The following is a 25,380-nucleotide window of genomic DNA, read 5'->3' on the forward strand; positions in this document are numbered from 1 at the left end:
CGGACAGCGGCGGCTATGCGCCCAGCGCGCAGAGCTTCTCGCGCAGCGGACCACCGGTGCGCTTGAAGTGGCGCAGCGTGGCGGACGGATTCCAGTCGTCGCCGTCGATGCTGTAGCTCTCGTCGAAGGGCCTGGGATTGGTCGTCTGGCCGTATATCGGTGTCGTGTACGGAGCGATGACCGTCAGGTGCATGGTGCCGTCGGGGCTGAAGGCCAGGCCCTCGGCTTCGGTGCGGTTGGGCTCGTCGTAGTGCATCAGCTCGATGACGGCGCCGCTGACGGGATCGACCTTGTAGATGCGCTTGCGCTTGAGGTCGGTGCCGGCTACGCCGTCCTTGGTGTCGCTGGAGGCGTACAGCATGCCGTGATAGACCTTGGCGCCCTGCACCCGCTTGCCGTTGAATGAAGTCTGCAGGGGCACCGAGCGGACCAGCTTGAAGGTCGCCAGGTCGAAGACGTTCAGCTTGTCGGCCGCCGAGGTGCTCCAGGTCACCGTGTAGAGCTGCTTGCGGGGGCCGTCCACGGCCACCCAGGGCACGCCGTCGGCGTGCTCGGCAAGCGGCAGCGCATGCTTCTCGCCGGTGTATTGCAGGGTCTTGGCGTCGAACACGGCGATGTAGGACTGCTGCGACGAGTCGTCCTCGTCTTCGATGGGGGCATAGAGCTTGCCGTCCAGGATGTCGATGTCGCCGATGTGGCCCATGTGCGGTCCGTCGGCGCTGGCGCCGTATTCGGACTGGATGTCGGCGGGCAGCGCCAGCGGACGGTTCAGGGTGGGCTGATAGACGGCGCTGGTGCGCTGCAGGCCGTAGCGCCACGAGAAGACCGGCGTGTCGCCGTCGAAGGCCATGCCCTGGCTCTTGAGCGTGGCCGGGATGCGCGCGGCCTGCTCGTCGGTCAGGTACGAGAAGCCCGTCAGCGCCCGGGCATCCATGGCCAGCTCGGCCAGCACGCGGTCCAGGTAGTTCTGCAATACCTTCATGTCGTTCACGAACGAGGTGCGCGTGGCCAGCGATTCGGTCCAGGTCTCCTGGTCCAGCGCTGCGTTGGCCGCACGCAGGGCATCGGTGATCGACACGCTGCGGCCCACGAGCCGGGTTTCCAGCGCGAGCAGTTCCTGTTCGCTCAGCGCCGCCAGCTTGACCCCGGAGGCCGGCTGCGCGATCGGGGCGAGGGTGATGCCGTTCGAGGAATCCTGGTCGCTGTCCAGGGCCAGCAGCAGGCTCAGCAGCCTGCCCAGTTCGGGCGAGCTCTGGCAGTCGCGGCTGGACAGCAGATCGAACACGGTGATGGTATGCCGGGGCGATAGCGACGCCAGTTCCACCCCGCCGGCCTCGAGGGTCAGGGTGGCGCCGCCGGCTACCGAGAAGGCGCCGTTGGCGACGGCGATCTCCTTGCCGTCCGCCTTGACGGTCAGGCCGGCAAGACCGGGCCAGCCGGCCAGGGTGACGTCCATGGAGGCGGCGGGCGGGGTGGCGGGAGGCGTGGTCGGGGGTGTCGTTCCCGGGGACCCGTCTCCATCGCCGCCACAGGCGGCCAGCGACAGGACGAGCGAGGCGAGCAGGGATGCGGCGACAGGGCGGGAGGTTGCCTGCCGGTCGAAGCAGCGTGTCTTCATGGGCATGTCAGGTTGGGTGGCGTGCTGCGAAGGCGGGCCGAATGGCGGCGCCGGACAGCCGGCGCCATCCGCGGCGCCATGCGTCGCGGGTAGTGCCGGCGACGCGCATTGTTGGCCGCCTGTGTGACGGCTTCATGGCACCGGGGCGGTATCCCCCGGATGGCGTGAACAGGTCCTAGCGGGCGTCGGGGACGCCGGCGAAGGTGGCGTCCAGCTGTTGCCGCCAGCGCTGTTTGTCCGTCTCGGGCGCGAAGCTCGCGTCAAGGCTGTTGCGGGCCAGCCGGTATGCTTCGCGCGCGCCCAGTTCGGGCAAGGCCTCGAAGCAGGCCAGGTAGTTCCGGTTCACGTAGCCGCCGAAATAGGCGGGGTCGTCCGAGTTCACCGTCACGCACAGCCCGGCCTCCAGCAACCGCGCCAGCGTGTGCCGTTCCATGCTGGGATAGACCTTCAGCATGACGTTGGACAGCGGACAGACGGTCAGCGGAATCCGGTGCTCGGCCAGATGGGCCACCAGTCGCGGATCGTCCAGGCAGCGCACGCCGTGATCGATGCGTTCGGCCTTCAGGTCGTGCAGGGCGCTCCAGATGTAGGATGCCGGGCCCTCCTCGCCGGCGTGGGCGACCGCATGCCATCCCAGTTCGCGGCAACGCCGGAACACTTCGGTGAATTTCCCGGGCGGGTTGCCGACCTCGCCGCTGTCCAGTCCCACGCCCAGAATGCGGTCCCGGTACGGCAGCGCCGCCGCCAGGGTCTCGAAGGCCGACTCCTGGGGCAGGTGGCGCAGGAAGCACATGATCAGCTCGCTGCCTACGCCCAGCGTGTCGCGGGCGTCGCGCCGCGCGCGCTCCAGCCCCGCGATGACGGTGCCGAACTCCACGCCGCGCACCGTATGCGTCTGTGGATCGAAGAAGATCTCGGCATGCACGACGTTGTCCGCGGCGGCGCGCCGGAAGTAGGCCATGCCCATGTCGTAGAAATCTTCCTCGCGTTGCAGCACGGCGGCGCCGGCGTAGTAGAGATCGAGGAAGCTTTGCAGGTCCTGGAACGCATAGGCCCGGCGCAGGCTGTCGATGTCGGGATAGGGCAGCTCGAGGCCGTTGCGCCGCGCCAGCGCGAAGATCAGTTCGGGCTCGAGGGTGCCTTCGATGTGCACGTGCAGCTCGGCCTTGGGCATGGCCTGCAGCAGCGTCGCGAGATGAGGCTGGGCTGCGGTCCGGGACGGAGTCATGGCGGTCGCCTTCAGGTCTCGTCGCTTTCGTTGTACTTGCGGGCGCTGCCATAGAACGCCCGGGGAGGATACTTGATCGCATTCTTCACCATCTTGCGCTCCACCGCCTGGCCGATGTCGATATCCAGCTTGTCCGCCAGCGCGATCAGATAGAGCTGCACGTCGGCGATCTCGTCGGCCGCCTCGGACAGCTTGATGGGATTGAGTTCCTTCGATTCTTCCTCGGTCATCCATTGGAAGATGGAGACGAGCTCGCCCGCTTCGCCGCTCAGCGCCATGGCGAGATTCTTGGGGGAATGGAACTGGTCCCAGTTGCGTTCTTCGGTGAAGCGCCGGACGGCGCGCCTGATCTTGTCGAAGTCGGACACGTTGATACCTCGGGGGGCGGGACGCTTATATTCTAGCCCTCGCCGCCGGCCGGTCCGCCGGGCGCCAAAACCGCAAAATCCGCAATACGTCCCCCCGTACAGTCGGTACCCGGAGGTACTCATGAAATCGCAGACACGCAGCCACTACGAACGGCGCCTGGAACCTGTCCTGGCCTGGCTGGCCGCGCATCCGGACCACGATGCCGTCCTGTATCACCTGGCCGGGCTGGCCTGCCTGTCGCCGTATCACTTCCACCGGGTCTATCGCGCCATGCTGGGCGAGACCGTGGCGGCCACGGTGCAGCGGGTCAGGCTGTTGCGGGCATCGGCGGAGCTGCACCGGGGTGGCCGCACGCTGGACCAGGTCGCGCGGCGGGCGGGCTACGGCTCGACCGCCGCGTTCAGCCGGGCGTTCCGCGCGGCGTTCGGCATGCCGCCCGGGCGATATCGCGAGGACCGTTCTCCCGACGTCATCTATCGCAGCAAGGAGCTCACCATGTATCCCGTGCAGATCGCAAGCTTTCCCGGCGCCTCCCTGGCGGCCCTTTCGCATACCGGCGACTATCTTCGGATAGGCGCGACCTTCGACCGGCTGTTCATGCTGGCGGGCAGCCGCAACCTGTTGCGTGGCGAACCGCGCAGCTTCGGCATCTACTACGACGACCCCGAGCAGGTGGCCACGCAGGACCTGCGCAGCGAAGCGGGCCTGGAGGCGCCGCCCGGCGTGGCGCTGGACGCGCCCCTGCACCGCGTGGAGCTGCCCGCCGGCCGCTGCGCGGTACTGGAGCATACCGGGCCGTACAGCGAGCTGGAATCGGCCTATGCCTGGCTGTTCGGCGGCTGGCTGCCGGCCAGCGGCGAGCAGCCGGCCGACTTCCCGGTGTTCGAGGAATACGTGAACGACCCGAAGACCACCCCGCCGTCCGACCTGAAGACCCGCATCTACCTGCTTCTGGCCAACGCGAAGCAAGAAGCGGATGCCGTTTGACCCAGGGCACAGCGGACCGCGTCGCGGCTGGGGGCTCACCATGCTGGGCGCGCGTAAGCGGGTAGGGGGGGCGGGTATCAGCCCCCGCTGAGATCTATGCGCGAGGCGATGTCGCCGTAGACGGACAGCTCGCGGGACAGCTTGGCGCGGAACTCGGCGGGCGTCAGCGGCTTGGCCGCCAGGTTGCCCTGCGCTTCCAGCGCCTGCTGCACGGCGGGGTCGCGCAGGATGTCGGCCACGTCGGCGTTGATCTTCGCCACCACCTCGGGCGGGGTCCCCGCGGGAGCAAGCAGGCCGTGCCAGGTGCTGATCAGGTAGTCGGGCACGCCGGCCTCGGCGAAGGTGGGAACGTCCTTCAACTGCGCCAGCCGCTCGTTCGACGCCACCGCCAGCGCCCGCAGCTTGCCCTGGCTGATGTAGCCCATGGCCGAGCCCGGCGTGGGGAAGGACATGTCCACGACGCCCCCCATCAGGTCGGTCATGCCCTGTGCCGCGCCCTTGTAGGGTACGTGCAGGATGTCGGTCCCGGTGCGGATCTTGAACAGTTCACCCGCCAGGTGCGGCACGCCGCCTATGCCCTGCGAGCTGTAGCTGAACGGTTTTTTCTTCTCGCGCAGCGCCGCCAGCAACTGGCCCAGGTTCCGATAGGGCGAGGCCGCGTTCACCACGAGCACGTTGGGCACCTCGACCGTCAGCGCAACCGGCGTGAACGATTTCTCCACGTCGTAGCGCAGGTTCTTGTTCACGAACTTGTTGAGGTTGTGGCTGCTGGCGGCCACCAGCAGCGTATAGCCGTCGGGCCGGGCGTTGGCCACCGCGGTGGCGGCGATCGTGGCATTGGCTCCCGGCTTGTTGTCGACGATGACCGACTGCTTCCAGCGCTTGGCCAGTTCGCTGGCGATCAGGCGGGCGGACTGGTCGATGGCTCCGCCAGGGGTGTAGCCGACCACGAAGGTGACCGGTTGGGAGGGGTAGTCGGCCGCCAGGGCCGGTGGGCACAGCGCAAGCGCAGCGGCCAGGGCGGCCGCGAGCCGTCCGAGTGCAAGGACGCGCATGGGGGGTCTCCGGATGTTCTGGTGAGGATATGGCGCGCCTGCGAGACGCGCCATGCACACTAGACACCGCGCGCAGGCCGACCTCAAGCCGGATTTTTCGAGTTTCCGCCCAGCGAAAACCTACCAGGGCACCGGCGGCGCGACCAGCCGCCGGTTTTCGTAGCCCTTGACCGAGCCGAAGCGCGCGCTGCCGGCCTCCCAGTCACGCTGGGCCTGGGCAATGGCCGCCTTGCTGCCGACGAAGTTCCACCAGATGGTGATGTCGTCGGTGGGCGGTTCGCCTCCGATCAGCAGCAGCCGGCTGCCGGCCTCGGTCGACAGGTTCAGCTCGACCCGCCCTGGCGAGAGGTAGGCGAGCTCGTTCGGGCCGAAGCGTTCGCCCTCGACCTGCGCCGCACCTTCCAGCACCAGCAGGCCGTGTTCGAAACCGGGCTCGAGCGCCAGGCGCAGCGAGGCGCCTTCCGGGCTTTGCAGGTCCATGCCGACCAGCGGCGTATGGATCCGGGTGGGCGCCGTGCGCCCGGCATGGGAGCCCGCCAGAAGGGTGAAGTCCAGGCCGGCTTCCGACCAGCGCGGCAGGTCGGGATAATGGTCGAACGCCGGGGCGATTTCCTGCTTGCCGGGCGGCAGCGCGATCCATAGCTGGGCGGCGTGCAGCACGCGCTGGTCGGGCAGGGATTCCTCGGTATGGCTGATGCCGATGCCGGCGGTCATCAGGTTGACCTGCCCCGGGCGCAGAATTTGCTCGTTGCCCAGGCTGTCGCGATGCAGGGCCTCGCCCTCGATCAGCCAGGTGAAGGTCTGCAGGCCGATGTGGGGATGCGCCTCGACCAGCATCCCCTGGCCGGGTTCGAACCGGGCCGGCCCGGCATGGTCCAGGAAACACCAGGCCCCGATGCGCCGGTGCTGCCGTACCGGCAATACCCTGTCCACGCTGATGCCGCCCCCGATCTGCGCCGTGCGCGACTCGATGCGTTCGATACCGGAATTCTCAGCAGTCATGTCAGGTTCTCCATATGCAGCGCGTAGGGGGGACCCGTTATCATATAGGCCTGGTGGGTACAGTCGCGGAACCGGCAGCGGCACGCCGGCCATCCAGGATTTTCGGAGACGTGTTAAATGCGGTGGTTCAAGCGCATCGCAATCGGTGCGGCTGTCCTGCTCGCCGTGGCGGCCATCGGGTTGACGGCCCTGGTGCTGCTGGTCGATCCCAATCACTACAAGGGTCCGGTCGCCGACGCGGTCAAGAAACGCTACGACCGTACCCTGCGCATGGACGGCAACGTCCGGTTCAGCGTTTTCCCCAATCTGGGCGTGGAGATCGAGAAGCTGTCGCTGTCCGAGCCTCGTTCCACCCAGATCTTCGCGGCGGTGGATACCGCACGGGTATCGGTGGCGGTGCTGCCGCTGCTGTCCGGCCGCATCGTGGTCGACCGCGTCCGGGTCGTGGGACTCAAGGCCAACGTGGTGCGCTACCAGGACGGCAAGTTCAATTTCGAGGACCTGCTGGGCCCGGCGCCCAAGACCCCGGACCAGCCGGCGGGCGGCCAGCTGGATGCCGGCGGCAAACCTTTGCTGTTCGACGTGGCGGGCATCGAATTCAGCGGTGGCGAGCTGGCGCTGCGCGACTACGTGAAAGGCACGTCGATGCGAGTGGAGCGGCTGTCCGCCACGACGGGACGCGTGGCGCCGCGCACGCCGTTCGACCTGGACCTGTCGGCCAGGGTGCTGGGCCAGAATCCGCGCGTGGATGCCACCATCCAGGTCCAGGGACGGCTGACGGTGGATCCCGGGCAGCGTTTTTTCTCGGTCAAGGACTTCGACCTGAAGGCGACGGGCGTGCTGCCCTCCATCCGGGCCACCGCGCTGACGGCGCAGGGCGATTTCGCCTATGACGGGCAGCGCCAGGCCATCGACGCCTCGGGCGTCTCGGTCGCGTTCCAGGGCGACGTGGCGGGCAGCCGGCCGCTCAGCGGCGTGGACCTGCGGCTGGACGCCCCGCGCCTGAATGCCGGGTTGGCCGAGGGCCGGGTACAGGTCGAGAAACTGTCGTTGTCCGCGCAAGGCAAGCTGGGCGCCGATCCCTTCGAACTGTCGCTGTCCGCGCCGGCGCTGCACGTGTCGCCGCAGGCGGCCCAAGGCGAGGCGCTGACCGCCCGGGTGAGCCTGGATGGCAAGCGCGACCTGGACCTGCGCGTGGCCCTGTCGGGCATATCGGGCAGCGCCGACAAGCTCGGCATCGAGCGCCTGTCTCTGGACGGAGAACTCAAGGAAGGCGAGCGCGTGGTCCGGCTCTCCAGCGCCTCGCCGGTCCAGGCCAGCCTGCCGCGCAGGAAAGTATCGCTGCCCCAGCTGGCGGGCCAACTGGAGATCCAGGACCCCGCGCTTCCCGACAAGCTGATGACGATCCCCATCAAAGGCAGCGTGCGCGCCAACTTCGAGCGGGAACACGTGGTGGCCAGGCTCGATGCCATGATCGAAGGCGGCCAGTTCAACGCCTCGGCCGAGGTGTCGCAGTTCGACGAACCGCGCATCGCCTTTACCGTCGCCGCCGATACGCTGGACCTTGACAAGCTGATGCCCCCGGCCGGGCAGGTGGCGGCGGGCGGCGGGGCCGGCGGCAGCGTCCGCGCGCCCGCGGATCCGCCGGTGGACCTGTCCGCGCTCGAGGACATCACGGCCAGCGGAACCGTCAAGGTCGGCAATCTTGTCGCGCGAGGGCTCAAGGCCGGCAACGTCTCCGCCTCGGTGCGGGTGGCCAAGGGGCGCGCCGATGTCAGTGGCCTGAAGGCGTCGCTGTACGGCGGCTCGCTGTCGGGCAGCGTGTTCGCGGACGCGTCCACGAACCGCATCGGCCTCGCGCCCACGCTCACCAACGTTTCACTGCAACCGCTGTTGTCCGATCTCAAGCACAAGGACGGCCTGATCGGCCGCGCGACGATCGCTCTCAACCTGACCGCGACCGGCAAGACCGTGGGGCAGATGAAGCGCGGCCTGAACGGCACGGCCAGCCTGGCGGTGCGCGACGGGGCCATCAAGGGCGTGAACGTCGCCCAGTCCCTGCGCGATTTCCGTGCGCTGCTCTCCGCCCGCAAGGACGATGCCAGACAGCACCAGGATACGCTCCAGACCGATTTTTCGGAACTGCAGGCCCAGCTGGTGTTCGCCAGCGGCATCGGCACCGTGCGCAGCCTGAGCGCCAAGGCGCCGCTGCTGCGCATCTCGGAAGGGGAGCCGGCCCGCATCGACATCCCGGGCGAACGCTTCGACCTGGTGGCGCTGGTCACGGTCGTGAATACCTCCACGGGACAGGACGGCAAGGACCTCGCGGATCTGCGCAACGTCACCGTGCCGGTCCACGTGGCGGGGCCCTTCGCATCGCCGTCCTATACGATCCAATGGAGCAAGGTCGCCACCGACGTGCTCAAGAACACCGTCAAGAACAAACTCAAGGAAGAGCTGGGCATCGAACCGTCCGAGGCGGGCGACAAGCTGCGCGGCAAGGTCAAGGACCGGCTCAAGGGATTGTTCCGGTAGACGAATTCTTAGCGGAAAGCCGATGTCCATTTCCATCTCCGGCCTGTACATCTACCCCATCAAGTCCTGCGGCGGCATCGCCCTGGACCGCTCTCCCGTCGGCATGGCCGGCCTGCACAACGACCGCCGATGGATGGTGGTCGACGCCAATGGCGTCTTTCTTTCGCAGCGCAGCCATCCGGCCATGGCCCGGGTTCGCACCGACCTGCGCGACGGCTACCTGCTCGTGACCGCACCGGGGCAGCCGCGCCTGGACATACCGGTCGACGTGGTCGAAGACGACGACAGCGTGCGCACGCGGGTCACGGTCTGGCGCGACGAGGTCGATGCCGTGGACGAGGGGGACCTGGCCGCCCAATGGTTCGGCGCATTGCTGGGTACGCCATGCCGGCTGGTCAAGGTGCACCCGCAATCGCATCGGCTGGCCAGCACGACGCGCATCGAGAATTGGCTGGCGCGTCATCCGGTGGCCGAAGGCTTTCCGCGACACCACGTTTTCGCCTTCGCCGATGGCTACCCCATCCTGGTGGCCAACGAGGCTTCGCTGGCCGAACTGAACCAGAAGCTGGCGGCGGCGGGACAGGCTCCGGTCGGCATGGATCGCTTTCGTCCCAACGTGGTGCTGAGCGAGTTCGGCGCCTACGACGAGGACTACACCGTGCTGGTGACGGTGGGCGAGGTCCGGCTGGCGCTGGTCAAGCCCTGCGTGCGCTGCGAGATCCCCAATACCGACCAGCTCACCGGCGCGCGGGCGAATGAGCCCATGGCCACGCTGGGCACTTTCCGCAGCCAGCCCGAAGGCGGCGTGACGTTCGGCATGAACGCCATCGTCAGCGCGCCGCCGGGCGCCGTGCTGAACGTGGGGGACCGGGCCGAGGTGGTGCTGGATTTCTGACGGAAGGCGCGCCCTAGGCGGGCGCCGTCAATTTGCGGTACTTCACCATCAACTGCTCGTGGGTCTCGTGAAACTCGGGATGCAGCTCGATGCACTCGACCGGACAGACCACCTTGCATTGCGGCTCGTCGTGGTGGCCGACGCACTCGGTGCAGCGGGCAGGGTCGATCTCGTAGATCTCCGTGCCCAGGTAGATGGCATCGTTGGGGCACTCGGGCTCACAGACGTCGCAGTTGATGCATTCGTCGGTAATCAGCAGAGCCATGGTGGGGACTTCCTTGCCGCTTGGGGACTCAGGCGCCGTCGCGACCGCCCAGCTGCGTGACCTTGGCGTGCAGCCAGCGTTCGACCGACGGGAAGACGAACTTGCTGACGTCGCCGCCCAGTTGGGCGATCTCGCGCACGATGGTGCCCGAGATGAACTGGTACTGGTCCGAAGGCGTCAGGAACATGGTTTCGACATCCGGCAGCAGGTATCGGTTCATTCCGGCCATCTGGAACTCGTACTCGAAGTCCGAGACGGCACGCAGGCCGCGCACGATGACGCGGGCGTTCTGTTCGCGCACGAAGTCCTTGAGCAGGCCGGAGAAGCTGGCCACCTGGACGTTGGGATAGTGGCCCAGGATCTCCCGGGCGATCTCGACCCGTTCGCTGACCGTGAAGAAGGGGGCCTTGTTGCGGCTGACCGCCACGCCCACCACCACCTTGTCGAACAGCCCGGCCGCGCGGCGGACGAGGTCCTCGTGGCCGCGGGTCATCGGGTCGAAGGTGCCAGGGTATACGGCAATGATCATGCGTAGGCTCCGTATTTCTATTGATGGGCGTCAGCCTTTTCGGTCCCGGCCCGGATGGCGGGGACGAATCGTCCGGCGCCTTCGGCGGCCGGCATCCGGTTTCCGGATGATGTGATTATTTCCTTATTTGCGCGGCGCAGCAAATTGGAAATGACGCGTATCAGACGTTTCCAGGCGCTACGCCGCTTTCGCCTGGGCGCGCAGCAGATGGAAATGTACCGCGCCGGCCTTGTCCTGCCGCAGCAATTCGGTCCCGGGCGGTGCCTGTATCGGCGCTTCGGCTTCAATATAGACCATTCCACCGTCAGTAAGTGCTTGCAATGATGACGCCAGGATACGATCCAGCCAGTCCTGGCCGAAGGGCGGGTCCAGCAGCACCAGGTCGAAATGGGCGGCCGGACGCGCCAGGTAGGCGCGGGCGTCGCCGGTCACGATGCTGACATTGTCCGCCCCCAGGCGCGCGCGCAGTGCCTCCAGCGACGCCGTCGCGCGGCGGTCGCTTTCCACCAGCACGGCCTGTGCCACGCCGCGGGAAGCGGCCTCGAAGCCCAGCGCGCCCGAGCCGGCGAAGGCGTCGAGCACGGTCTTGTCGGCGAATTCGCCGCCCCACAGATGGTTGAGCCAGTTGAACAGGGTCTCGCGCACGCGGTCGGGCGTGGGGCGCAGGCCGGGCAGGTCCAGCACGGGCAGCGGGGTGCGCTTGTAGCGGCCGCCGATGATGCGGACCTTGTGGGGAGCGGAGCGGTGGGAGCGGGCGGCGGGAGGGCGGGATGAGGGCATGGCGATGGACCGGTAGAATCCCAGATTCTATATGCCGGCGGCCGCGTGTCCGCCGGGTGGGCCGCCGCCCGTCGTCCCGATGAAGGCGCAGGCCGTTACAGCAGACAGGTTTCCATGTTCAGTTTCTTCAAGAAGAAGACCCCCCAGCCTTCCCCCGAGCAGGATCGTGCGCAGGAGCCGCCCGCCGCGCCCGTTCCCGCGCCGGCGGCGGACCAGCCCGCTGTCCCGCCGGCTCCCCGGGAGCCAATTGCCCAGGAGCCCGTCGCTCCCGGGATGGCGGCGCCCGACACGCCGGTAGCGCCGCCTCCCGTGCCGGAGGAGCCGGCGGCGCCCGCGCCGGCCCAGCCCGTCCCCGCACCAGCTCCGATTCCAGCTCCGGCTCCGATTCCAGCTCCGGCTCCGGCGCCCCAGGCGGCCCCACCCGCCAAGTCGTCGTGGCTGGCGCGCCTCAAGAGCGGGCTGTCGCGCACCGGCCAGAGCCTGACCACGCTGTTCGTGGGCGTGAAGGTCGACGAGGACCTGTTCGAGGAACTGGAGACCGCGCTCATCATGGCCGATACCGGCGTGGACGCGGCGCAATCGCTGCTCAAGGGGCTGCGCGAGCGGGTGCGCCAGGAACGCATCGAGGATGGCGACCGCGTGCGCCAGGTCCTGCGCGAACTGCTGGCCGAGCATCTGCGGCCGCTCGAGCGCCGCTTCGACCTGGACCGCCCCGCGCCCATCGTGACCATGATCGCGGGCGTGAACGGGGCCGGCAAGACCACGTCCATCGGCAAGCTGGCGCGCACCTTCCAGCAACAGGGCCGACGCGTGCTGCTGGCCGCGGGCGATACCTTCCGCGCGGCCGCGCGCGAACAACTGGTGGAGTGGGGCCGCCGCAACGACGTCACGGTCATCGCCCAGGAAGGCGGCGATCCGGCCGCCGTCGCCTTCGATGCGGTCAAGTCCGGCCAGGCGCGCGGCATGGGCGTGGTGATGGTCGATACCGCCGGCCGCCTGCCCACGCAGTTGCACCTGATGGAAGAGGTCAAGAAGATCAAGCGCGTGATCGCCAAGGCCGATGCCTCGGCGCCGCACGAGGTGCTGCTGGTGATAGACGGCAACACCGGACAGAACGCGCTGGCGCAGATCAAGGCCTTCGACCAGGCCCTGGGCCTGACGGGCCTGATCGTGACCAAGCTGGACGGCACCGCCAAGGGCGGCATCCTGGCCGCGGTGGCGGCCGGCGCGCAGGGCGTGCGGCCGGTGCCAGTGTACTGGATAGGCGTGGGCGAGGGCATCGACGACCTGCAGCCCTTCGTGGCGGACGAGTTTGCCGGGGCGCTGCTGGGGAATTGATGCCGGCGGGAACGGCCCTGGCGCCGTCAGGTCCTAGGCCGGCCGCTCCATGAACGCCAGGATCTGCCGGCCCAGGTCATCCTCGGCGGTATTGAAATGCGCCACGATCGACGTATGGTTGTGGCCCGCCATCCAGACGAAGCGCGGCGCGCGGCGCCGGATGCGGGTCAGCGCGGCAAGCAGTTCCACGCAATGCACGTCGATCAGCGGATTCTCGTATTCGGCGACGGCGATCATGGTGGGCAGCGTCTGCGCCGTGACGTGGTTGACCGGCGAGCCCTCCTCCATCGTGGCGGGCGAGGTGCCGTAATAGGCCTCCACCCGGCTGGCGTTGGGATTCTCCGCCGAATTCTCGGCCCGCACGCGGCCGGACACCACCACCAGGCCGGCCAGGCCGTGCCCTGCGGGCGGGTGGAAGCGGGCATCGTAGGCGTAGTGCGCCGCATGGGTGCCGCCGGCCGAATGTCCCATCAGGAAGATGCGGCCCGGGTCGGCGCCCAGTTCGTCCGCGTGGGCGCGCACCCACGCCACCGCGGCGGCGATGTCCTGCGTGCCGCTGGGATAGGGATGGGCGGGCGCCAGGCGGAATTCGACGTTGACGCCGATGATGCCGTGCCGGGCGAAGTACCAAAGCACATTGCTGTAGATCTCCGCCGTGCGGTCCTTCTCGCCTTCGACGAAGGCGCCCCCGTGCACGAACATCAGCACCGGCCGGCGCGAGGCCGCCTGGCCCAGCGGCTGGAAGACGTCCAGGCACTGGCGCGGATCGTCGCCATAGGGAAGGTCGCGCGTGACCGTGGCCAGTTTCGGCGCGTCGCGCAGGATCTCGGAGAACCCCTGCACCATCTGGCGGACGTGGGCCTGTACGCTGGTGCCCCAGCGCGGACCGAGTTCCGCCATGGCCTGGCGCAGGGACGGGGGGATGTCGGGAGGATGCGGCATGTCAGTCCACCTTGCCGATGCGGCGAACGGCGGCCTGCACACGTTCGGCGTCGGTCTTCCAGTAGGCCGCGAATTCGGGCGCGTCCATGTAGTCGATGGGGCTGCCCAGGTTGAGGAATACCTGTTGCAGTCCCTGTTGCGCGGTGACCTTGCGCACCGCCTCGCGCAGCGCGTCGATGACGGGCTTGGGGGTGGCGGCGGGGGCGATCAGGGCCGACCATTGCGTGAACTCGACATCGTAGCCCAGCGACTTCAGGCTGGGGACGCCGGGCATCGAGGCCAGCGGCTTGGTACCCCAATGTGCGAGGGGCCGCATCTTGCCTGACCTGACGAAGGTGCTGGCATTGGCGGGCCCGCTGGCCGCCAGCTGGACCTGCCCGGCCAGCAACGATACCAGGGCCGGGCCGCCGCCCGAGAACGGCACGTGGGTGATGGGAGCGCCCGATGCGGCCTTCAGCATTTCCATGGGGATGTGCATGGCGCCATACACGCCAGATGACCCGTAGTTCAGCGCCTGCGGGTTCTTCTTGGCATCCGCGACCAGTTCGGCCACCGATTTCCACGGCGCGTCGGCCCGGACCACCAGCAGGTTGGGGTCGGCGGTGATGCGCGCAATGGGTACGAACTGGTCCAGCTGAAAGGCCGGCTTGCGGCCCAGCAGGCGGTCGGCCTCGGGGAGCCCCGATATGGACGACAGCGTCAGCAGCAGCGTGTAGCCGTCGGGCTTGGCGCGCGCGACCATGCCCGTGCCCACGACACCGCCGGCGCCACCCTTGTTCTCGACGATGACCGGCTGTTTCAATTCATGGCCCAAGGCATCGGCCAGCGGGCGGGCGATGTTGTCGGCCAGGCCGCCGGCCGCATTCGGCACGACGATCGTGACGGGCCCGGCGGGGAAGGGCGCGGCGGCCATCGCGGGGCCGGCGATGGTGCCCAGCGCGGCCAGGCAGGGGATGAGTTTCTTGAGCATGATGGTCCTTGCAACGATGTCGTGGGTGCCGCGCCGGGCGCCGGCACGCACAGGGGGGTCAGATCACGATGGCGTTCAGGCGGTTGCGCACGGCGCGCACGATGGACATGCCGGCCAGCGCCGAGGTCTTGGGGTTGGACGCGAAGGCGGCGGCCTCGACCATGACCTCGAGCCGGCCGAAGGCGCCACGCGCCGAAATGGTGTGCGTGTTGCCGCCGGCGGCGGGGTCGGCGATCAGGCGGACCCGGGTCTGGTCCAGTCCCAGGCCGGCCAGCCCGACCATGGCGGCGACGTTGGCGTTCTGCGGGAAGGTCGCGGCGGCTTCGCGCGCGGTGCCTTCGAAGAACACCGTGGCTTCGGCAAGATGTTCCAGGTCGCACAGGCTGGCGGCCGCCGTGCCTTGCCAGCTGCCAGGGGGCTTGCGCCCGGTGTAGTCCACCGATACCAGTCCGCTGTCGCGTGCGGCCGCCAGTGCGTCGACGCCGGCCAGCGCGCCCGGCACCAGCGTCAGCTGCGCCCCGCCCGCCCGGCAGGCCGCGTCCAGCCGCTCGATCATGCCGGGCAGCGCCAGCGCGCCCACCGACGCGACGATGGTGTCGATGCCCTGTTCCAGCAACTGGGGCACCAGGGTGCCCAGCACTTCGTGGCCGGCGCATTCGACGGCGAAGTCGGGGCGGGTTTCCAGGCCGTCGACCGATTGCACCACCTGGCCATGCCTGCCCAGCTTGCGGCGGGCGTCGTCGGCCCGTTCAGCCCGTTCAAGCACCAGCCACCGGCCGATGCGCGGATCGTCCCTCAGTTGATCAAAAATCGACTGCCCCATGGCTCCGAAGCCTGCGAGCAAGATGGTCTTCATGCGGGAATGCCTCCGGTTCGTCAGACTCGAATCGTGCGGGCCTGGGCGCCGTCAGGCAATCGATATATAGTCAACCCGGTTTACTTTTCATCAACATCTCCAAGATGAAACTGCCGCCCCTGAACCCCCTGCGGGTGTTCGAGTCCGCCTCGCACACCTTGAGCTTCACGCAGACCGCGCGCGAGCTGCACGTGACGACGGGCGCGGTCAGCCGGCAGATCCGCGTACTGGAGGAATTCCTGGGCATGCGCCTGTTCGAGCGTGCCAGCGGCGAAGTACGCCTGACGCCGGCGGGCCGGGAGTACCGCGACGACCTGAGCGGAGCCTTCGAGCGCATATCGCAGGCGACCACCAAGGCCCTGAACCGGAACCGGGACCAGCCGCTGCACGTGTGGTGCCAGATGACGTTCGCCATGCGCTGGCTGCTGCCGCGCATGGCCGAGTTCCATGCGCGGCATCCGGACCGCGATGCCGTTTTCACCACGTCGCTCAAGCAACTGGACAACCTGAGCGACGCCGACGTCGCCATCTGCATCGGCCATGGCGACTGGCCGGGCGTGATCGCCCACCGGCTGGTGGACATCGAGCTGCTGCCGGTGTGCAGCCCGGCCTTGCTTGCCGGACCGGTGCCCCTGCGCGTACCGGCGGACCTGGCACGCCATACCCTGCTGCAATCGGCGGCCCGGCCCGACTATTGGGGGCGGTGGCTGGCCGCCCATGGCGTGGACGGCGTCGACCCGGCGCACGGGCTGACCTTCGAGAACGTCACGCTGGCCTACCAGGCGGCGCTGCAAGGCATGGGCGTCGCCATGGGCCAGTACGCGCTGGTGGCCGACGACCTGGCCGCCGGCCGGCTGGTTGCGCCGTTCGAAGGGCGGCTCGTGCTGGATTCCGCCTTCTACCTGGTCTATCCCGAACGCCTGCGGAACGATGCCCACGTCTGCGATTTTCGCGACTGGGTGATGGCGCAGGCGGCCTGATCGCGGCCGGGCCTCCCAAGCCTCAGCCGACCCGCCGCGCCAGCCTGACCACGGTCACGCCCGGCACGAGCTGCCGCAGCGACGGCATGACCAGCGTGCAATGGTCGTACGGCGTCGTCACGGGTTCGCCGTCCTGCCAGCCGATGACGGTGCCGGCGCGCTCCAGTTCCTCCAGTCCCTGCCAGGGCTGGGCGAACCGGAAGTCCATGCTGCGCGCGACCACCGGCTGCGTGACCTCGATCGCCTGCTGGGCGTCCGGCGTGGGGGCGATCCACTCGGCGGGAATGTCGTTGTCGTCGACGATGCCCGAGGCGCGCAGGAAGCGCGCCACCTGGTCCTGCGCCACGGCCCGGCTTTCGAGCGCGCCGTGGTAGCCGCATTCGATCAGCAGCGAGCGCGTGCCGTTGTCGGTCATCTGGCCGAAGCGTCCGTAGTCGCGCATGCGCACGCCGTCCTTGTGTCCGGCGTCGACGATGATGTGGCGCGGCGCGCCCAGTTCGCGGGCCAGGTCCAGGTTGCGCGGCTGCATTCCGGTCAGCAGCAGCGGGGCGCAGGGTTCGTGCATGGAATGCAGGTCCAGCAGCCAGTCGGCTTGCCGCACCCAGGGCAGCAGCGCGGCGGCGCGCGCGCGCTCGCGGGTAGTAGGGGCGGCGAGCTTGTCGTCGCTCCAGACCCGGTTCAGGTCCTCGTCCAGATAGCGCGAGGCGTCGTGTCGGGCGGCATCGAAGGTATCGAACGCGGCCAGGTTGCAGAACGCCAGCGTCAGCTTGCCGCGCCGGGGCCGCAGGCCGGATTCCAGCGCGGTCTTGACCGCCCAGGCGCCGCACAGCTCGTTGCCGTGTACCAGCGAGGTGACCAGCACATGGCGGCCGGGCGTGCCCGAGTCGAAGTGCCAGACGCCTTCGACGCCGGTGTTGCCGGCACGGACGGCGGACAGGTCGGGCACGGGCAGCAGGAAATCGTGAGTCGCCATCTTCATTCCTCGATCTTGGCGAACTCGACGATGCGCTTGTACTTCTCGGTCTCCTTGCGCTGGAACTGGGCCAGGTCGACGCCCGGGGCGGCCACGGTGGATCCCGATTCCTGCATCTTGCTGCGGAACTCCGGCATCTTCAGGACGTCGTCCAGCGCGGCGCGCAGCTTCGCGACCACGGGCGCGGGTACGTTGGCGGGGCCGTACAGACCGAACCAGATGTCCATGTTGACGTCCTTCAGGCCGGCTTCGGCGAAGGTGGGGATCTCGGGCGCGAGCGGCGCGCGCGAGGCCTGCATCAGGCCGATGGGCACGAGCTTGCCGGCCCGGATGTTGGCCAGCGCGCTGGACAGCACGAACACGCCGAATTGCAGTTGGCCGCCCATGATGTCGCTGGCCAGCGGCGCGACGCCGCGATAGGGCACGTGCACCAGCTGCAGGCCGCCCGCTTCCTTCAGGCTCTCGGCCGACAGGTGCAGCGCGGTGCCGACGCCCGAGGTGCCGAAGCTGAACTTGCCGGGATTGGCGCGGGCCTGGGCCAGGAACTCGGAGATGTTCTTGATGGGGGAGTTGGCCGAGGCCACCAGCACCATGGGCTGGGTGCTGATCATGCCGATGGGCGTGAAATCCTTCAGGCCATCGTACTTGACCGCCTTGTTGATGAGGCTGGCGATGGCCATCTCGTTGGATGCGCCCAGCAGTAGCGTGTAGCCGTCGGCGCGGGCCTTGGCCACGCGCTGGGCGCCGATCACGCCGCCGGCGCCACCCACGTTCTCGACGATGACGCGTTCGCCGATGCGCTTGGACAGCGCCTCGCCGAACAGGCGGGCGGTCAGGTCGGTGCTGCCGCCGGCCGGGTAGCCCACTACCAGGGTGATGGGGCGGGCGGGATAGTCGTCTTGCGCATGGGCCGGGACGGCGGCGGCGCCGGCGCAGGCGGCGAGCGCCAGCATGAGGGCGCGGCGCGTAAGGGTAGGCTGGTTCATGGTGAGGCCCCGTACAGAGCAGTTATCGTGCCGCCATCCTTGCGCACGGCATGGATGCAAAGGTGCGAATCAGGCACATGTATGTGCGGATTCGGCCCCGCACCAGGGTTTGCCCCAGGAAGGTGCGGAGGTGGCGGATATACGAAACGCTTGGCGCCCCAGGGTGGTGCGGGAAGCGGGCGGGGCTTCCCGCGGTACGGATCAGCGGGCGAATTCCGTCGCTGCCCAGACCGCCTCGACCACGTCGGCCTGGCGCGCGCGGGGCCGGTACAGCCGGACCTCGAACGGGACTTCGTCGCTGCGGCCGCCCAGGACCACCATGTTGCGGCGCTGGCAGTCCGCCGCCACCATGGACCAGGGCAGCCACGCGACGCCCAGGCCCTTCTTGACGAATTCGTAGACGGCGTCGGCCGAGTCGCAGCGCAGGAACACGTTCATGCCGGCCAGTGGATTGCGCTCGAAATGCTCGCTCAGCAGCCGCTCCATGGACAGGCCGATGCCGTAGGCGATCAGCGGCGTGGCCTGGCTGGCGCCGATCAGGCTGTAGCGGGGCTTGCCTTGCGCATCGGCCACGCTGACGGGGACCAGCTTCTCCGTGGACAGCGTCAGGTGGCGATAGCGGTGGCCGTTCAGCGGCACCGACAGCGCGCGGTGCTCGTAGCAGCACAGCATGTCGACCTTGCTCTGTTCAAGCATGGCGGCAAGGTCGGAAGTCGCGCCCGTGATGATGTCGATCTGCGCCTTGCCCCGCAGCGGGCTGCGCGGCATGTGGGTGATGCGGGCCAGCCAGTCGGCCACCAGGGTGCGGGCCAGCGTGCGGCCCGTGCCTATGCGCAGGCTCATGCCCTGATTGGTACCGTGGCGCTGGATTTGCGAGCGGGCGTTGGCGACGCTTTCGACCGTGCGTTCCGCGGTCTTGAGCATGACCTCGCCCTCGGGGGTGAGCTGGACCGGCGTGCGATTGCGTTCCACCAGCGGCGCTCCGGCCCAGACCTCCAGCGCGCGGATGCGGCGGCCGAAGGCGGGATGGGTGACGTGCCGCATTTCAGCGGCGCGCACGAAGCTTTGCGTGCGGGCGAGCGCGATGAGGTCTTCGAAGAGTTTGAGGTCCATGAGTTCCGGATTTTAATGCCTCGGGGTGCTCATCCCCGGTTGGCTTGCTCAATCGTAATAATTGGGCGTTTCGGGTTCATGGCGCCGCCGCCGGATCCGCTCAGTGCAGGATCTGGCTCAGGAACAGCCGGGTGCGCTCGTTCTGCGGATTCGAGAAGAAGGCCTCGGGGGTGTTCTGTTCGACGATCTGGCCCTGGTCCATGAAGATCACGCGGTCCGCGACCTGCCTGGCGAAGCCCATTTCGTGCGTCACGCACAGCATGGTAATGCCGGTCTCGGCCAGCGAGGTCATCACGTCCAGCACTTCCTTGACCATCTCCGGATCGAGCGCGGAGGTCGGTTCGTCGAACAGGATGATCTTGGGCGACATGCACAGCGATCGCGCGATGGCGACCCGCTGCTGCTGCCCGCCCGAGAGCTGTCCCGGGTACTTGTGCGCCTGCTCCGGAATGCGCACCCGTTCCAGGTACTGCATGGCGGCGGCCTCGGCCTGCGCCTTGGGCTGCTTGAGCACCCATATCGGGCCCAGCGTCAGGTTCTGCAGAACGGTCAGGTGCGGGAAGAGGTTGAAATGCTGGAACACCATCCCGACTTCCCGCCGGATCGCCTCGATGTCCTTCAGGTCGCTGGTCAGTTCTATGCCGCCCACGGCGATGCGGCCCTGCTGGTGTTCCTCCAGGCGGTTGATGCAGCGGATCAGCGTGGACTTGCCGGATCCGGACGGGCCGCAGATGACGATGCGTTCGCCGCGCTCCACCGCAAGGTCGATGTCGCGCAGCACCTGGTACTTGCCGAACCATTTGCTGACGCCTTCCATTTGTATGATCGGCTGCGTGGATGAGGACATGGCGGTTTTCCTGTCGGGGGCTTGCGTCCGGGCGGGACGGGAGCTCATCGTTCCCGGTCCGTGCGCAGGCGCTTCTCCAGCGATTGGCTGTAGCGCGACATCGCGAAGCAGAATACGAAGTAGATGGCGGCGATGAACAGGTAGGCCTCGACCGAGAAACCCGGCCAGGCGGCATCGGCCAGCGAGGCCTTGGCCGATTGGGTAAGGTCGAAGATGCCGATGATCACCACCAGCGAGGTGTCCTTGAACACCAGGATGAACATGCTGACCAGCGGCGCGATGATGGTCTTGAGCGCCTGCGGCAGCACGATCAGGCGCATCTGCTGCCAGTAGCCCAGGCCGATCGAGTCGGCGCCCTCGTACTGGCCCTTGGGGATGGCCTGCAGGCCGCCCCGCACCAGTTCGGCCAGGTAGGCGGCGGCGAACAGGATGATGGCGATCTGCGCGCGGAGCAGCTTGTCTATGCTCATGCCCTCGGGCAGGAACAGCGGCAGCATGACCGAGGACATGAACAGCAGGCTGATCAGCGGCACGCCGCGTATCAGTTCGATGTAGACCACGCACAGGGCCTTGATCGCGGGCAGGCGCGAGCGGCGCCCCAGCGCCAGCAGCACGCCCAGTGGAAAGGCCAGGCCCATGCCGAAGGTGGCCAGGATCAGCGTCAGCGGCAGGCCGCCCCAGAGCGTGTTCTCGACGTATTGCAGGCCCAGCACGCCACCCCACATCAGGATGCCGGTGGCCGTCAGCGCGACGACCCAGACCAGCGCCAGCCAGCGGTTCCAGAAGCGGCGCAGGCAACTGGCCACGACGGCGCCGATCAGCAGCGCGCTGGCCAGCAGCGGGCGCCATTGTTCGTCGTAGGGATACAGGCCGAACAGGATCAGCCGGTGCTTCTCGGCGATGAAGGCCCAGCACGCGCCGCCGGCCTCGCGGCATTCCTGCGCCGACGAGGCCACGAAGGTCGCGCGTATCAGTCCCCATTCCACCAGCGCCGGCACGATCATCAGCAGCAGCCAGGCCACCAGCAGCGTCAGTACGACGTTCAACGGAGACGAGAAGAGGCCCCCCCCTACGCGCTTCGCGCGCCCCCCAGGGGGCGGCGCTGGCGGACCGGCGGAGCCGGATCCGCGGCGCCCTGGAGCAGAGTCATCGTCGATGAGGGACGCCGCCTCCATTATCGTTCCACCAGCGCCATACGGCGGTTGTACAGATTCATCAGCACCGAGATCGTCAGGCTGACCGCCAGGTACACCGCCATGATGATCAGCACGCCCTCGATCGCCTGGCCGGTCTGGTTCAACGTCGTGTTGGCGATGGAGACGATGTCCGGATAGCCGATGGCGACGGCCAGCGAGCTGTTCTTGGTCAGGTTCAGGTACTGGCTGGTGACCGGCGGGATGATGACCCGCAGCGCCTGGGGCAGCACGACCAGCCGCAGGACCTTGCTGCGCCGCAGGCCCAGGGACTCGGCGGCTTCCCACTGGCCGCGGTTCACGGACTGGATGCCGGCGCGCACCACTTCGGCGATGAACGCCGCCGTGTAAATGACCAGCCCGAACAGCAGCGCCGTGAACTCGGGGGTAAGCGTGGCGCCGCCGATGAAGCCGAATCCCTGCAGGCGGGGCACGTCGAACTGCACGGGCGCGCCGCCCGCCAGCCACCCGGCCAGCGGCAGTCCGACCAGCAGCGCGACGACCCAGTGGGCAATGGGGCGCACGTCTCCGCTGTGCTGCTGGCGCTTGCGCATCCAGTGGGCCAGCACCAGCGACAGCACGACCGCCAGGCCGAATCCCGCCGCGGCCAGGTCGAAGCCCAGGTGGTCGGCGGGCAGCGGCAGCTTGATGCCGCGGTTGGACAGGAACACGCCGGGCAGCAGCTCCAGCGCCTGGCGGGCCGGGGGCAGGGTCTCGGTGATCAGCGCATACCACAGGAAGAGTTGCAGCAGCAGCGGCGTGTTGCGCATCAGTTCGACGTACACCGATGCCAGCCGCGCCACCAGCCAGTTGCGCGACAGGCGGGCAATGCCCACTACCGTGCCCAGGATCGTCGCCAGCACGATGCCGGCCGCCGCCACGCGCAGCGTGTTCAGCAGGCCGACCAGGATGGCCCGCGCATAGGTGTCCTGCGGATCGTAGCGGATGGGCGTCTCGCCGATGGCGAAGCCCGCTTCGCGTCCCAGGAAGCCGAAGCCCGACGCGATGTTGCGGGCGGCCAGGTTGGCCAGCGTGTTCGAGACCAGGAACCAGGCCAGCCCGGCGACGGCGGCCAGGGCGACGGCCTGGTAGACCGCCGACCGGACGGAAGGGTTGCTCCAGCTGAACCGGGTCATGCGCGCATCAGCGGATGGGCAGCGCGTACATCAGGCCGCCCTTGGTCCACAGCGCGTTGGCGCCGCGCTGCATCTTCAGGGGGCTGCCCTGGCCCAGGTTGCGTTCGAAGCTCTCGCCGTAGTTGCCGACCTGCTTGACGATGTTGTAGGCCCACTTCTCGTCCACGCCCAGGTTCTTGCCGGCGCCGGGCGTCACGCCCAGGATGCGTTGCACGTTGGGGTTGGCGCTCTTGGTCATCTCGTCGACGTTCCTGGACGTGATGCCGTATTCCTCGGCCTCGATCATCGCGTTCAGCGTCCACCGGACGATGGCCGCCCACTGCTCGTCGCCCCGGCGCACCATGGGCCCCAGCGGCTCTTTCGAGATCATCTCGGGCAGCACGACGTAGTCGTCCGGGTTGGACAGCTTGGTGGTGCGGATCACGTTCAGCGCCGAGATGTCGGTGGTGTAGGCGTCGCAGCGGCCGGCGGCGAAGGCACGGACCAGTTCGTCGAACTTGTCGATGACCACGGGCTTGAAGGTCAGCTTGTTGGCGCGGAACCAGTCGGCCAGGTTCAGTTCGGTGGTGGTGCCCGGTTGCAGGCAGATGGCCGCCTGGTTGAGTTCCTTCGCGCTCTTGACGCCCAGCTTCTTCGATACCAGGATCCCCTGGCCGTCGTAGAAGTTCACGCCCACGCCCGTCAGGCCCAGCGCCGCGTCGCGCTGCAGCGTGATGGAGGTGTTGCGGGGCAGGACGTCCACCTCGCCCGATTGCAGCGCGGTGAAGCGTTGCTGGGTATTGAGCGGGGTCAGCTTGAACTTGGTGGCGTCGCCGAACAGCGCGGCCGCGACGGCCTTGCACAGGTCCACGTCGATGCCGGTCCAGTTGCCCTTGCTGTCGGGGTTGCTGAAGCCGGCCACGCCGGTCGACACGCCGCACTGCACGAAGCCTTTCTTCTTGACGGCGTCCAGCGTGGGGCCGGCGTGGGCGGCATGCGCGGCGCCCAGCATCAGGGCGGCGGCGAGGAAGGATTTCAATGCTTTCATGGCGGGTTCCTTGCGCGGGGGGCCCTGGACTATAAAGCATCGCGGGCCATGGCCTCCTTGGGGAAACGTACCGTAGCATGTGTTCGGTATGATGAAAACCTCGGGGCCTGTCGTCTCCGGACGGCCCAGGTTACTATTTCGACCTCATGATCGAATTCCAGCAAGTCTACAAATCCTACGGCCGCGGCATCGACACGCTGGCCGATGTGACCTTCGGCATCGCCCAAGGTGAATTCGTCTTCGTCTCCGGCCCTTCCGGGGCGGGCAAGTCGACCCTGCTGAAGCTCATCGCGGGGCTGGACGTCCCCAACCGGGGCACGGTCCTGGTCAACGGGAAGAACGTCGGCAAGCTGCCCGGCCGGTTCCGGCCCTACCTGCGGCGCGCCATCGGCACCATCCTGCAGGACGTGCACCTGCTGAGCGACCGCAGCGCCTTCGAGAACGTCATGCTGCCCCTGACGGTGACCGGCCATTCGCGCGCGGCCGCCGCCAAGCGCGCCCACGCCGCCATCGAGCGGGTCGGCCTGTCCGGCAAGGACGGGTTGCGGCCGCAGGAACTGTCGGGCGGCGACCAGCAGCGGCTGGCCATCGCGCGCGCCATCGTCAACCGTCCCGGCCTGCTGATCGCCGACGAACCCACCGCCAACCTGGACCGCGAGAGCGCCCGCCGCATCGTCGAGGTCTTCCGCGACTTCAACCGCGTGGGCGTGACCACGATCCTGGCCACGCACGACGAAAGCCTGATCACCGACTACGCGACGCGCGTGCTGCTGGTGAAGGAAGGCAAGGTCACCGACGGCGGCAAGCGCACGCCGCGCCTGGGCGGGGAGGTCGAGGCATGAGTCCCCTGATCCGCCAACATCGCTATGCGCTGGGCGTGACCCTGCGCCGCCTGCTGTCGCAGCCGTTCTCGTCCATCGCCAACATCCTCGTCATCACGCTGGCGCTGGCCATTCCGCTGCTGGGGGCCACGGCCCTGATGTCGCTGCGCCCGGTGGCCAACCACCTGACGGCCGACCCCGAGATGACCGTCTTCATGCAGGTCAGCGCCACGCCGGCCGAGACCGGGGCCGTGGCCGACCGGATCCGGCGCGATCACGCCAGCGAGATCCGGGGCCTGCGGGTGATCAGCCGCGACCGCGCGCTGGCCGAGCTCAAGGCCAACCCGGCCTACGCCCAGGCCCTGGCGGTGCTGCCCGACAATCCCCTGCCCGACGCCATCGTCGTCACGCTGGAGGGCGAGGACCTGGCCCAGCGGTCGGCCAAGCTGGCGGCCCTGTGGAAGACCTGGGCCAAGGTCGACATGGTGCAGGTGGACAGCGCCTGGGTGCAGCGGCTGGAGGCCATCCTGCGCTTCGCCCGCGCGAGCCTGCTGTTCCTGGCCCTGGTGGTGGCGGTGGCCGTGCTGGCGGCGGTATTCAATACCGTGCGCATGCAGGCCCTGTCCCAGCGCGAGGAGATCGGCGTCGCGCGGCTGGTGGGCGCCACCGAATCCTTCGTGCGGCGGCCTTTCCTGTACCTGGGCGCGATCAGTTGCGGCGTGGCGGCGCTGGCCGCGATCGGGCTGGTGGCCGTGGTGCTTGATCCGCTGAACGCCGCGCTGGCGGACCTGGCGCGCAGCTACGGGACCGAATTCGCGTTGCGCCTGCCGCAATGGGAATGGCTGGCGGCCTTCGTGGTGGGGGTGGCCCTGCTGGGGGCGTTGTCCGCGCGCTGGTCGGTCACCCGGAATACCCGTTTTTGATCCGGGGAGGGG

24 protein-coding genes and 1 pseudogene are annotated in these 25,380 nt (G+C 68.3%); 7 read left to right on the forward strand and 18 right to left on the reverse strand.

From position 1 onward, the window contains the following. Positions 1-13 precede the first annotated feature (13 nt). The 3 genes from N5K27_RS02135 to N5K27_RS02145 all read right to left on the reverse strand — a co-directional run bounded on the left by N5K27_RS02135 (position 14) and on the right by N5K27_RS02145 (position 3,214). Positions 14-1,618 carry a hypothetical protein gene (locus N5K27_RS02135; RefSeq protein ID WP_279814381.1) on the reverse strand — a complete coding sequence of 535 codons (1,605 nt, stop codon included), beginning with the start codon at positions 1,616-1,618 and terminating at the stop codon, positions 14-16. Between the two features lie 175 nt (positions 1,619-1,793). Next, the gene (locus N5K27_RS02140) at positions 1,794-2,846 is read right to left on the reverse strand and encodes an adenosine deaminase (protein WP_132979792.1); all 1,053 of its coding nucleotides are present in this window, start codon (positions 2,844-2,846) and stop codon (positions 1,794-1,796) included. An 11-nt stretch (positions 2,847-2,857) separates the two neighbouring features. Next, positions 2,858-3,214 carry a nucleotide pyrophosphohydrolase gene (locus tag N5K27_RS02145; RefSeq protein ID WP_243724513.1) on the reverse strand — a complete coding sequence of 119 codons (357 nt, stop codon included), beginning with the start codon at positions 3,212-3,214 and terminating at the stop codon, positions 2,858-2,860. Positions 3,215-3,335: 121 nt separating this feature from the next. Here N5K27_RS02145 and N5K27_RS02150 point away from each other — a divergent pair, with 121 nt between their 5' ends. Continuing rightward, the gene (locus N5K27_RS02150; RefSeq protein WP_279814388.1) at positions 3,336-4,202 is read left to right on the forward strand and encodes an AraC family transcriptional regulator; all 867 of its coding nucleotides are present in this window, start codon (positions 3,336-3,338) and stop codon (positions 4,200-4,202) included. Between the two features lie 77 nt (positions 4,203-4,279). Here the strand turns inward: N5K27_RS02150 and N5K27_RS02155 are convergent, their stop codons facing one another. Together N5K27_RS02155 and N5K27_RS02160 are read right to left on the reverse strand one after the other, a co-directional pair. After that, on the reverse strand, positions 4,280-5,257 hold the full coding sequence (locus N5K27_RS02155; protein ID WP_165963151.1) for a tripartite tricarboxylate transporter substrate binding protein: 978 nt from the start codon (positions 5,255-5,257) through the stop codon (positions 4,280-4,282). Positions 5,258-5,377: 120 nt separating this feature from the next. After that, positions 5,378-6,259, reverse strand: a complete 882-nt coding sequence (locus N5K27_RS02160; protein WP_279814391.1) for a pirin family protein — start codon at positions 6,257-6,259, stop codon at positions 5,378-5,380. A gap of 117 nt (positions 6,260-6,376) precedes the next feature. On the opposite strand from N5K27_RS02160, the gene N5K27_RS02165 reads away from it, so the two are divergent. Continuing rightward, a complete protein-coding gene (locus N5K27_RS02165; protein WP_279814394.1) occupies positions 6,377-8,794 on the forward strand; it encodes an AsmA family protein in 2,418 nt (805 codons plus the stop codon). Positions 8,795-8,816: 22 nt separating this feature from the next. Continuing rightward, positions 8,817-9,689: an MOSC N-terminal beta barrel domain-containing protein gene (locus N5K27_RS02170; protein WP_087838436.1), complete on the forward strand. Its 873-nt coding sequence runs from the start codon at positions 8,817-8,819 to the stop codon at positions 9,687-9,689. A 13-nt stretch (positions 9,690-9,702) separates the two neighbouring features. Here N5K27_RS02170 and N5K27_RS02175 read toward each other — a convergent pair whose 3' ends face one another. The 3 genes from N5K27_RS02175 to rsmD all read right to left on the reverse strand — a co-directional run bounded on the left by N5K27_RS02175 (position 9,703) and on the right by rsmD (position 11,263). Further along, positions 9,703-9,954 (reverse strand): YfhL family 4Fe-4S dicluster ferredoxin, encoded by a 252-nt coding sequence (locus N5K27_RS02175; RefSeq protein WP_087838435.1) that lies wholly within the window; start codon positions 9,952-9,954, stop codon positions 9,703-9,705. A gap of 28 nt (positions 9,955-9,982) precedes the next feature. Then, positions 9,983-10,483 (reverse strand): pantetheine-phosphate adenylyltransferase, encoded by a 501-nt coding sequence (gene coaD, locus N5K27_RS02180; RefSeq protein ID WP_087838434.1) that lies wholly within the window; start codon positions 10,481-10,483, stop codon positions 9,983-9,985. 177 nt (positions 10,484-10,660) lie between these two features. Beyond that, the gene (rsmD, locus tag N5K27_RS02185; protein ID WP_279814400.1) at positions 10,661-11,263 is read right to left on the reverse strand and encodes a 16S rRNA (guanine(966)-N(2))-methyltransferase RsmD; all 603 of its coding nucleotides are present in this window, start codon (positions 11,261-11,263) and stop codon (positions 10,661-10,663) included. A gap of 114 nt (positions 11,264-11,377) precedes the next feature. Here rsmD and ftsY point away from each other — a divergent pair, with 114 nt between their 5' ends. Continuing rightward, positions 11,378-12,601: a signal recognition particle-docking protein FtsY gene (gene ftsY / locus N5K27_RS02190; protein ID WP_279814405.1), complete on the forward strand. Its 1,224-nt coding sequence runs from the start codon at positions 11,378-11,380 to the stop codon at positions 12,599-12,601. A 33-nt stretch (positions 12,602-12,634) separates the two neighbouring features. Here the strand turns inward: ftsY and N5K27_RS02195 are convergent, their stop codons facing one another. From N5K27_RS02195 to N5K27_RS02205, 3 genes are read right to left on the reverse strand one after another with little or no spacing between them, the layout of a single operon-like run. Then, positions 12,635-13,543 carry an alpha/beta hydrolase gene (locus N5K27_RS02195; RefSeq protein WP_279814408.1) on the reverse strand — a complete coding sequence of 303 codons (909 nt, stop codon included), beginning with the start codon at positions 13,541-13,543 and terminating at the stop codon, positions 12,635-12,637. A 1-nt stretch (position 13,544) separates the two neighbouring features. Then, a complete protein-coding gene (locus N5K27_RS02200; protein ID WP_279814410.1) occupies positions 13,545-14,513 on the reverse strand; it encodes a tripartite tricarboxylate transporter substrate binding protein in 969 nt (322 codons plus the stop codon). Positions 14,514-14,571: 58 nt separating this feature from the next. After that, positions 14,572-15,369 carry an aspartate dehydrogenase gene (locus N5K27_RS02205; protein ID WP_279814414.1) on the reverse strand — a complete coding sequence of 266 codons (798 nt, stop codon included), beginning with the start codon at positions 15,367-15,369 and terminating at the stop codon, positions 14,572-14,574. 104 nt (positions 15,370-15,473) lie between these two features. Between N5K27_RS02205 and gcvA the strand changes: the two genes are divergently transcribed. Next, positions 15,474-16,349: a transcriptional regulator GcvA gene (gcvA, locus tag N5K27_RS02210; protein ID WP_165963152.1), complete on the forward strand. Its 876-nt coding sequence runs from the start codon at positions 15,474-15,476 to the stop codon at positions 16,347-16,349. A 22-nt stretch (positions 16,350-16,371) separates the two neighbouring features. Here gcvA and N5K27_RS02215 read toward each other — a convergent pair whose 3' ends face one another. The 7 genes and pseudogenes from N5K27_RS02215 to N5K27_RS02245 form a co-directional block, all read right to left on the reverse strand. Then, positions 16,372-17,322, reverse strand: coding sequence for a succinylglutamate desuccinylase/aspartoacylase family protein (locus N5K27_RS02215; RefSeq protein ID WP_279814419.1), 951 nt, complete (start codon positions 17,320-17,322; stop codon positions 16,372-16,374). A 2-nt stretch (positions 17,323-17,324) separates the two neighbouring features. Continuing rightward, positions 17,325-18,308, reverse strand: coding sequence for a tripartite tricarboxylate transporter substrate binding protein (locus N5K27_RS02220; RefSeq protein WP_132979802.1), 984 nt, complete (start codon positions 18,306-18,308; stop codon positions 17,325-17,327). A 201-nt stretch (positions 18,309-18,509) separates the two neighbouring features. Then, entirely contained in the window at positions 18,510-19,421 is a 912-nt protein-coding gene (locus tag N5K27_RS02225) for a LysR family transcriptional regulator (RefSeq protein ID WP_087838426.1), read from the reverse strand. Between the two features lie 100 nt (positions 19,422-19,521). Then, on the reverse strand, positions 19,522-20,268 hold the full coding sequence (locus N5K27_RS02230) for an amino acid ABC transporter ATP-binding protein (RefSeq protein WP_087838425.1): 747 nt from the start codon (positions 20,266-20,268) through the stop codon (positions 19,522-19,524). 44 nt (positions 20,269-20,312) lie between these two features. Next, positions 20,313-21,329 (reverse strand): annotated as a pseudogene (locus N5K27_RS02235) (amino acid ABC transporter permease); the annotation flags it as partial. 113 nt (positions 21,330-21,442) lie between these two features. Beyond that, entirely contained in the window at positions 21,443-22,597 is a 1,155-nt protein-coding gene (locus N5K27_RS02240) for an amino acid ABC transporter permease (RefSeq protein ID WP_132979804.1), read from the reverse strand. Between the two features lie 7 nt (positions 22,598-22,604). Further along, on the reverse strand, positions 22,605-23,588 hold the full coding sequence (locus tag N5K27_RS02245) for an amino acid ABC transporter substrate-binding protein (protein WP_243724521.1): 984 nt from the start codon (positions 23,586-23,588) through the stop codon (positions 22,605-22,607). A 182-nt stretch (positions 23,589-23,770) separates the two neighbouring features. Between N5K27_RS02245 and N5K27_RS02250 the strand changes: the two genes are divergently transcribed. Then, positions 23,771-24,466 carry an ATP-binding cassette domain-containing protein gene (locus N5K27_RS02250; RefSeq protein WP_279814427.1) on the forward strand — a complete coding sequence of 232 codons (696 nt, stop codon included), beginning with the start codon at positions 23,771-23,773 and terminating at the stop codon, positions 24,464-24,466. After that, the gene (locus N5K27_RS02255; RefSeq protein WP_087838420.1) at positions 24,463-25,368 is read left to right on the forward strand and encodes an ABC transporter permease; all 906 of its coding nucleotides are present in this window, start codon (positions 24,463-24,465) and stop codon (positions 25,366-25,368) included. Before N5K27_RS02250 ends, N5K27_RS02255 begins: the two co-directional genes overlap by 4 nt. Positions 25,369-25,380: the final 12 nt, after the last annotated feature.

Origin of the sequence: Pigmentiphaga sp. GD03639, assembly GCF_029845405.1 — a bacterium.
GTDB lineage: Bacteria > Pseudomonadota > Gammaproteobacteria > Burkholderiales > Burkholderiaceae_B > Pigmentiphaga > Pigmentiphaga daeguensis.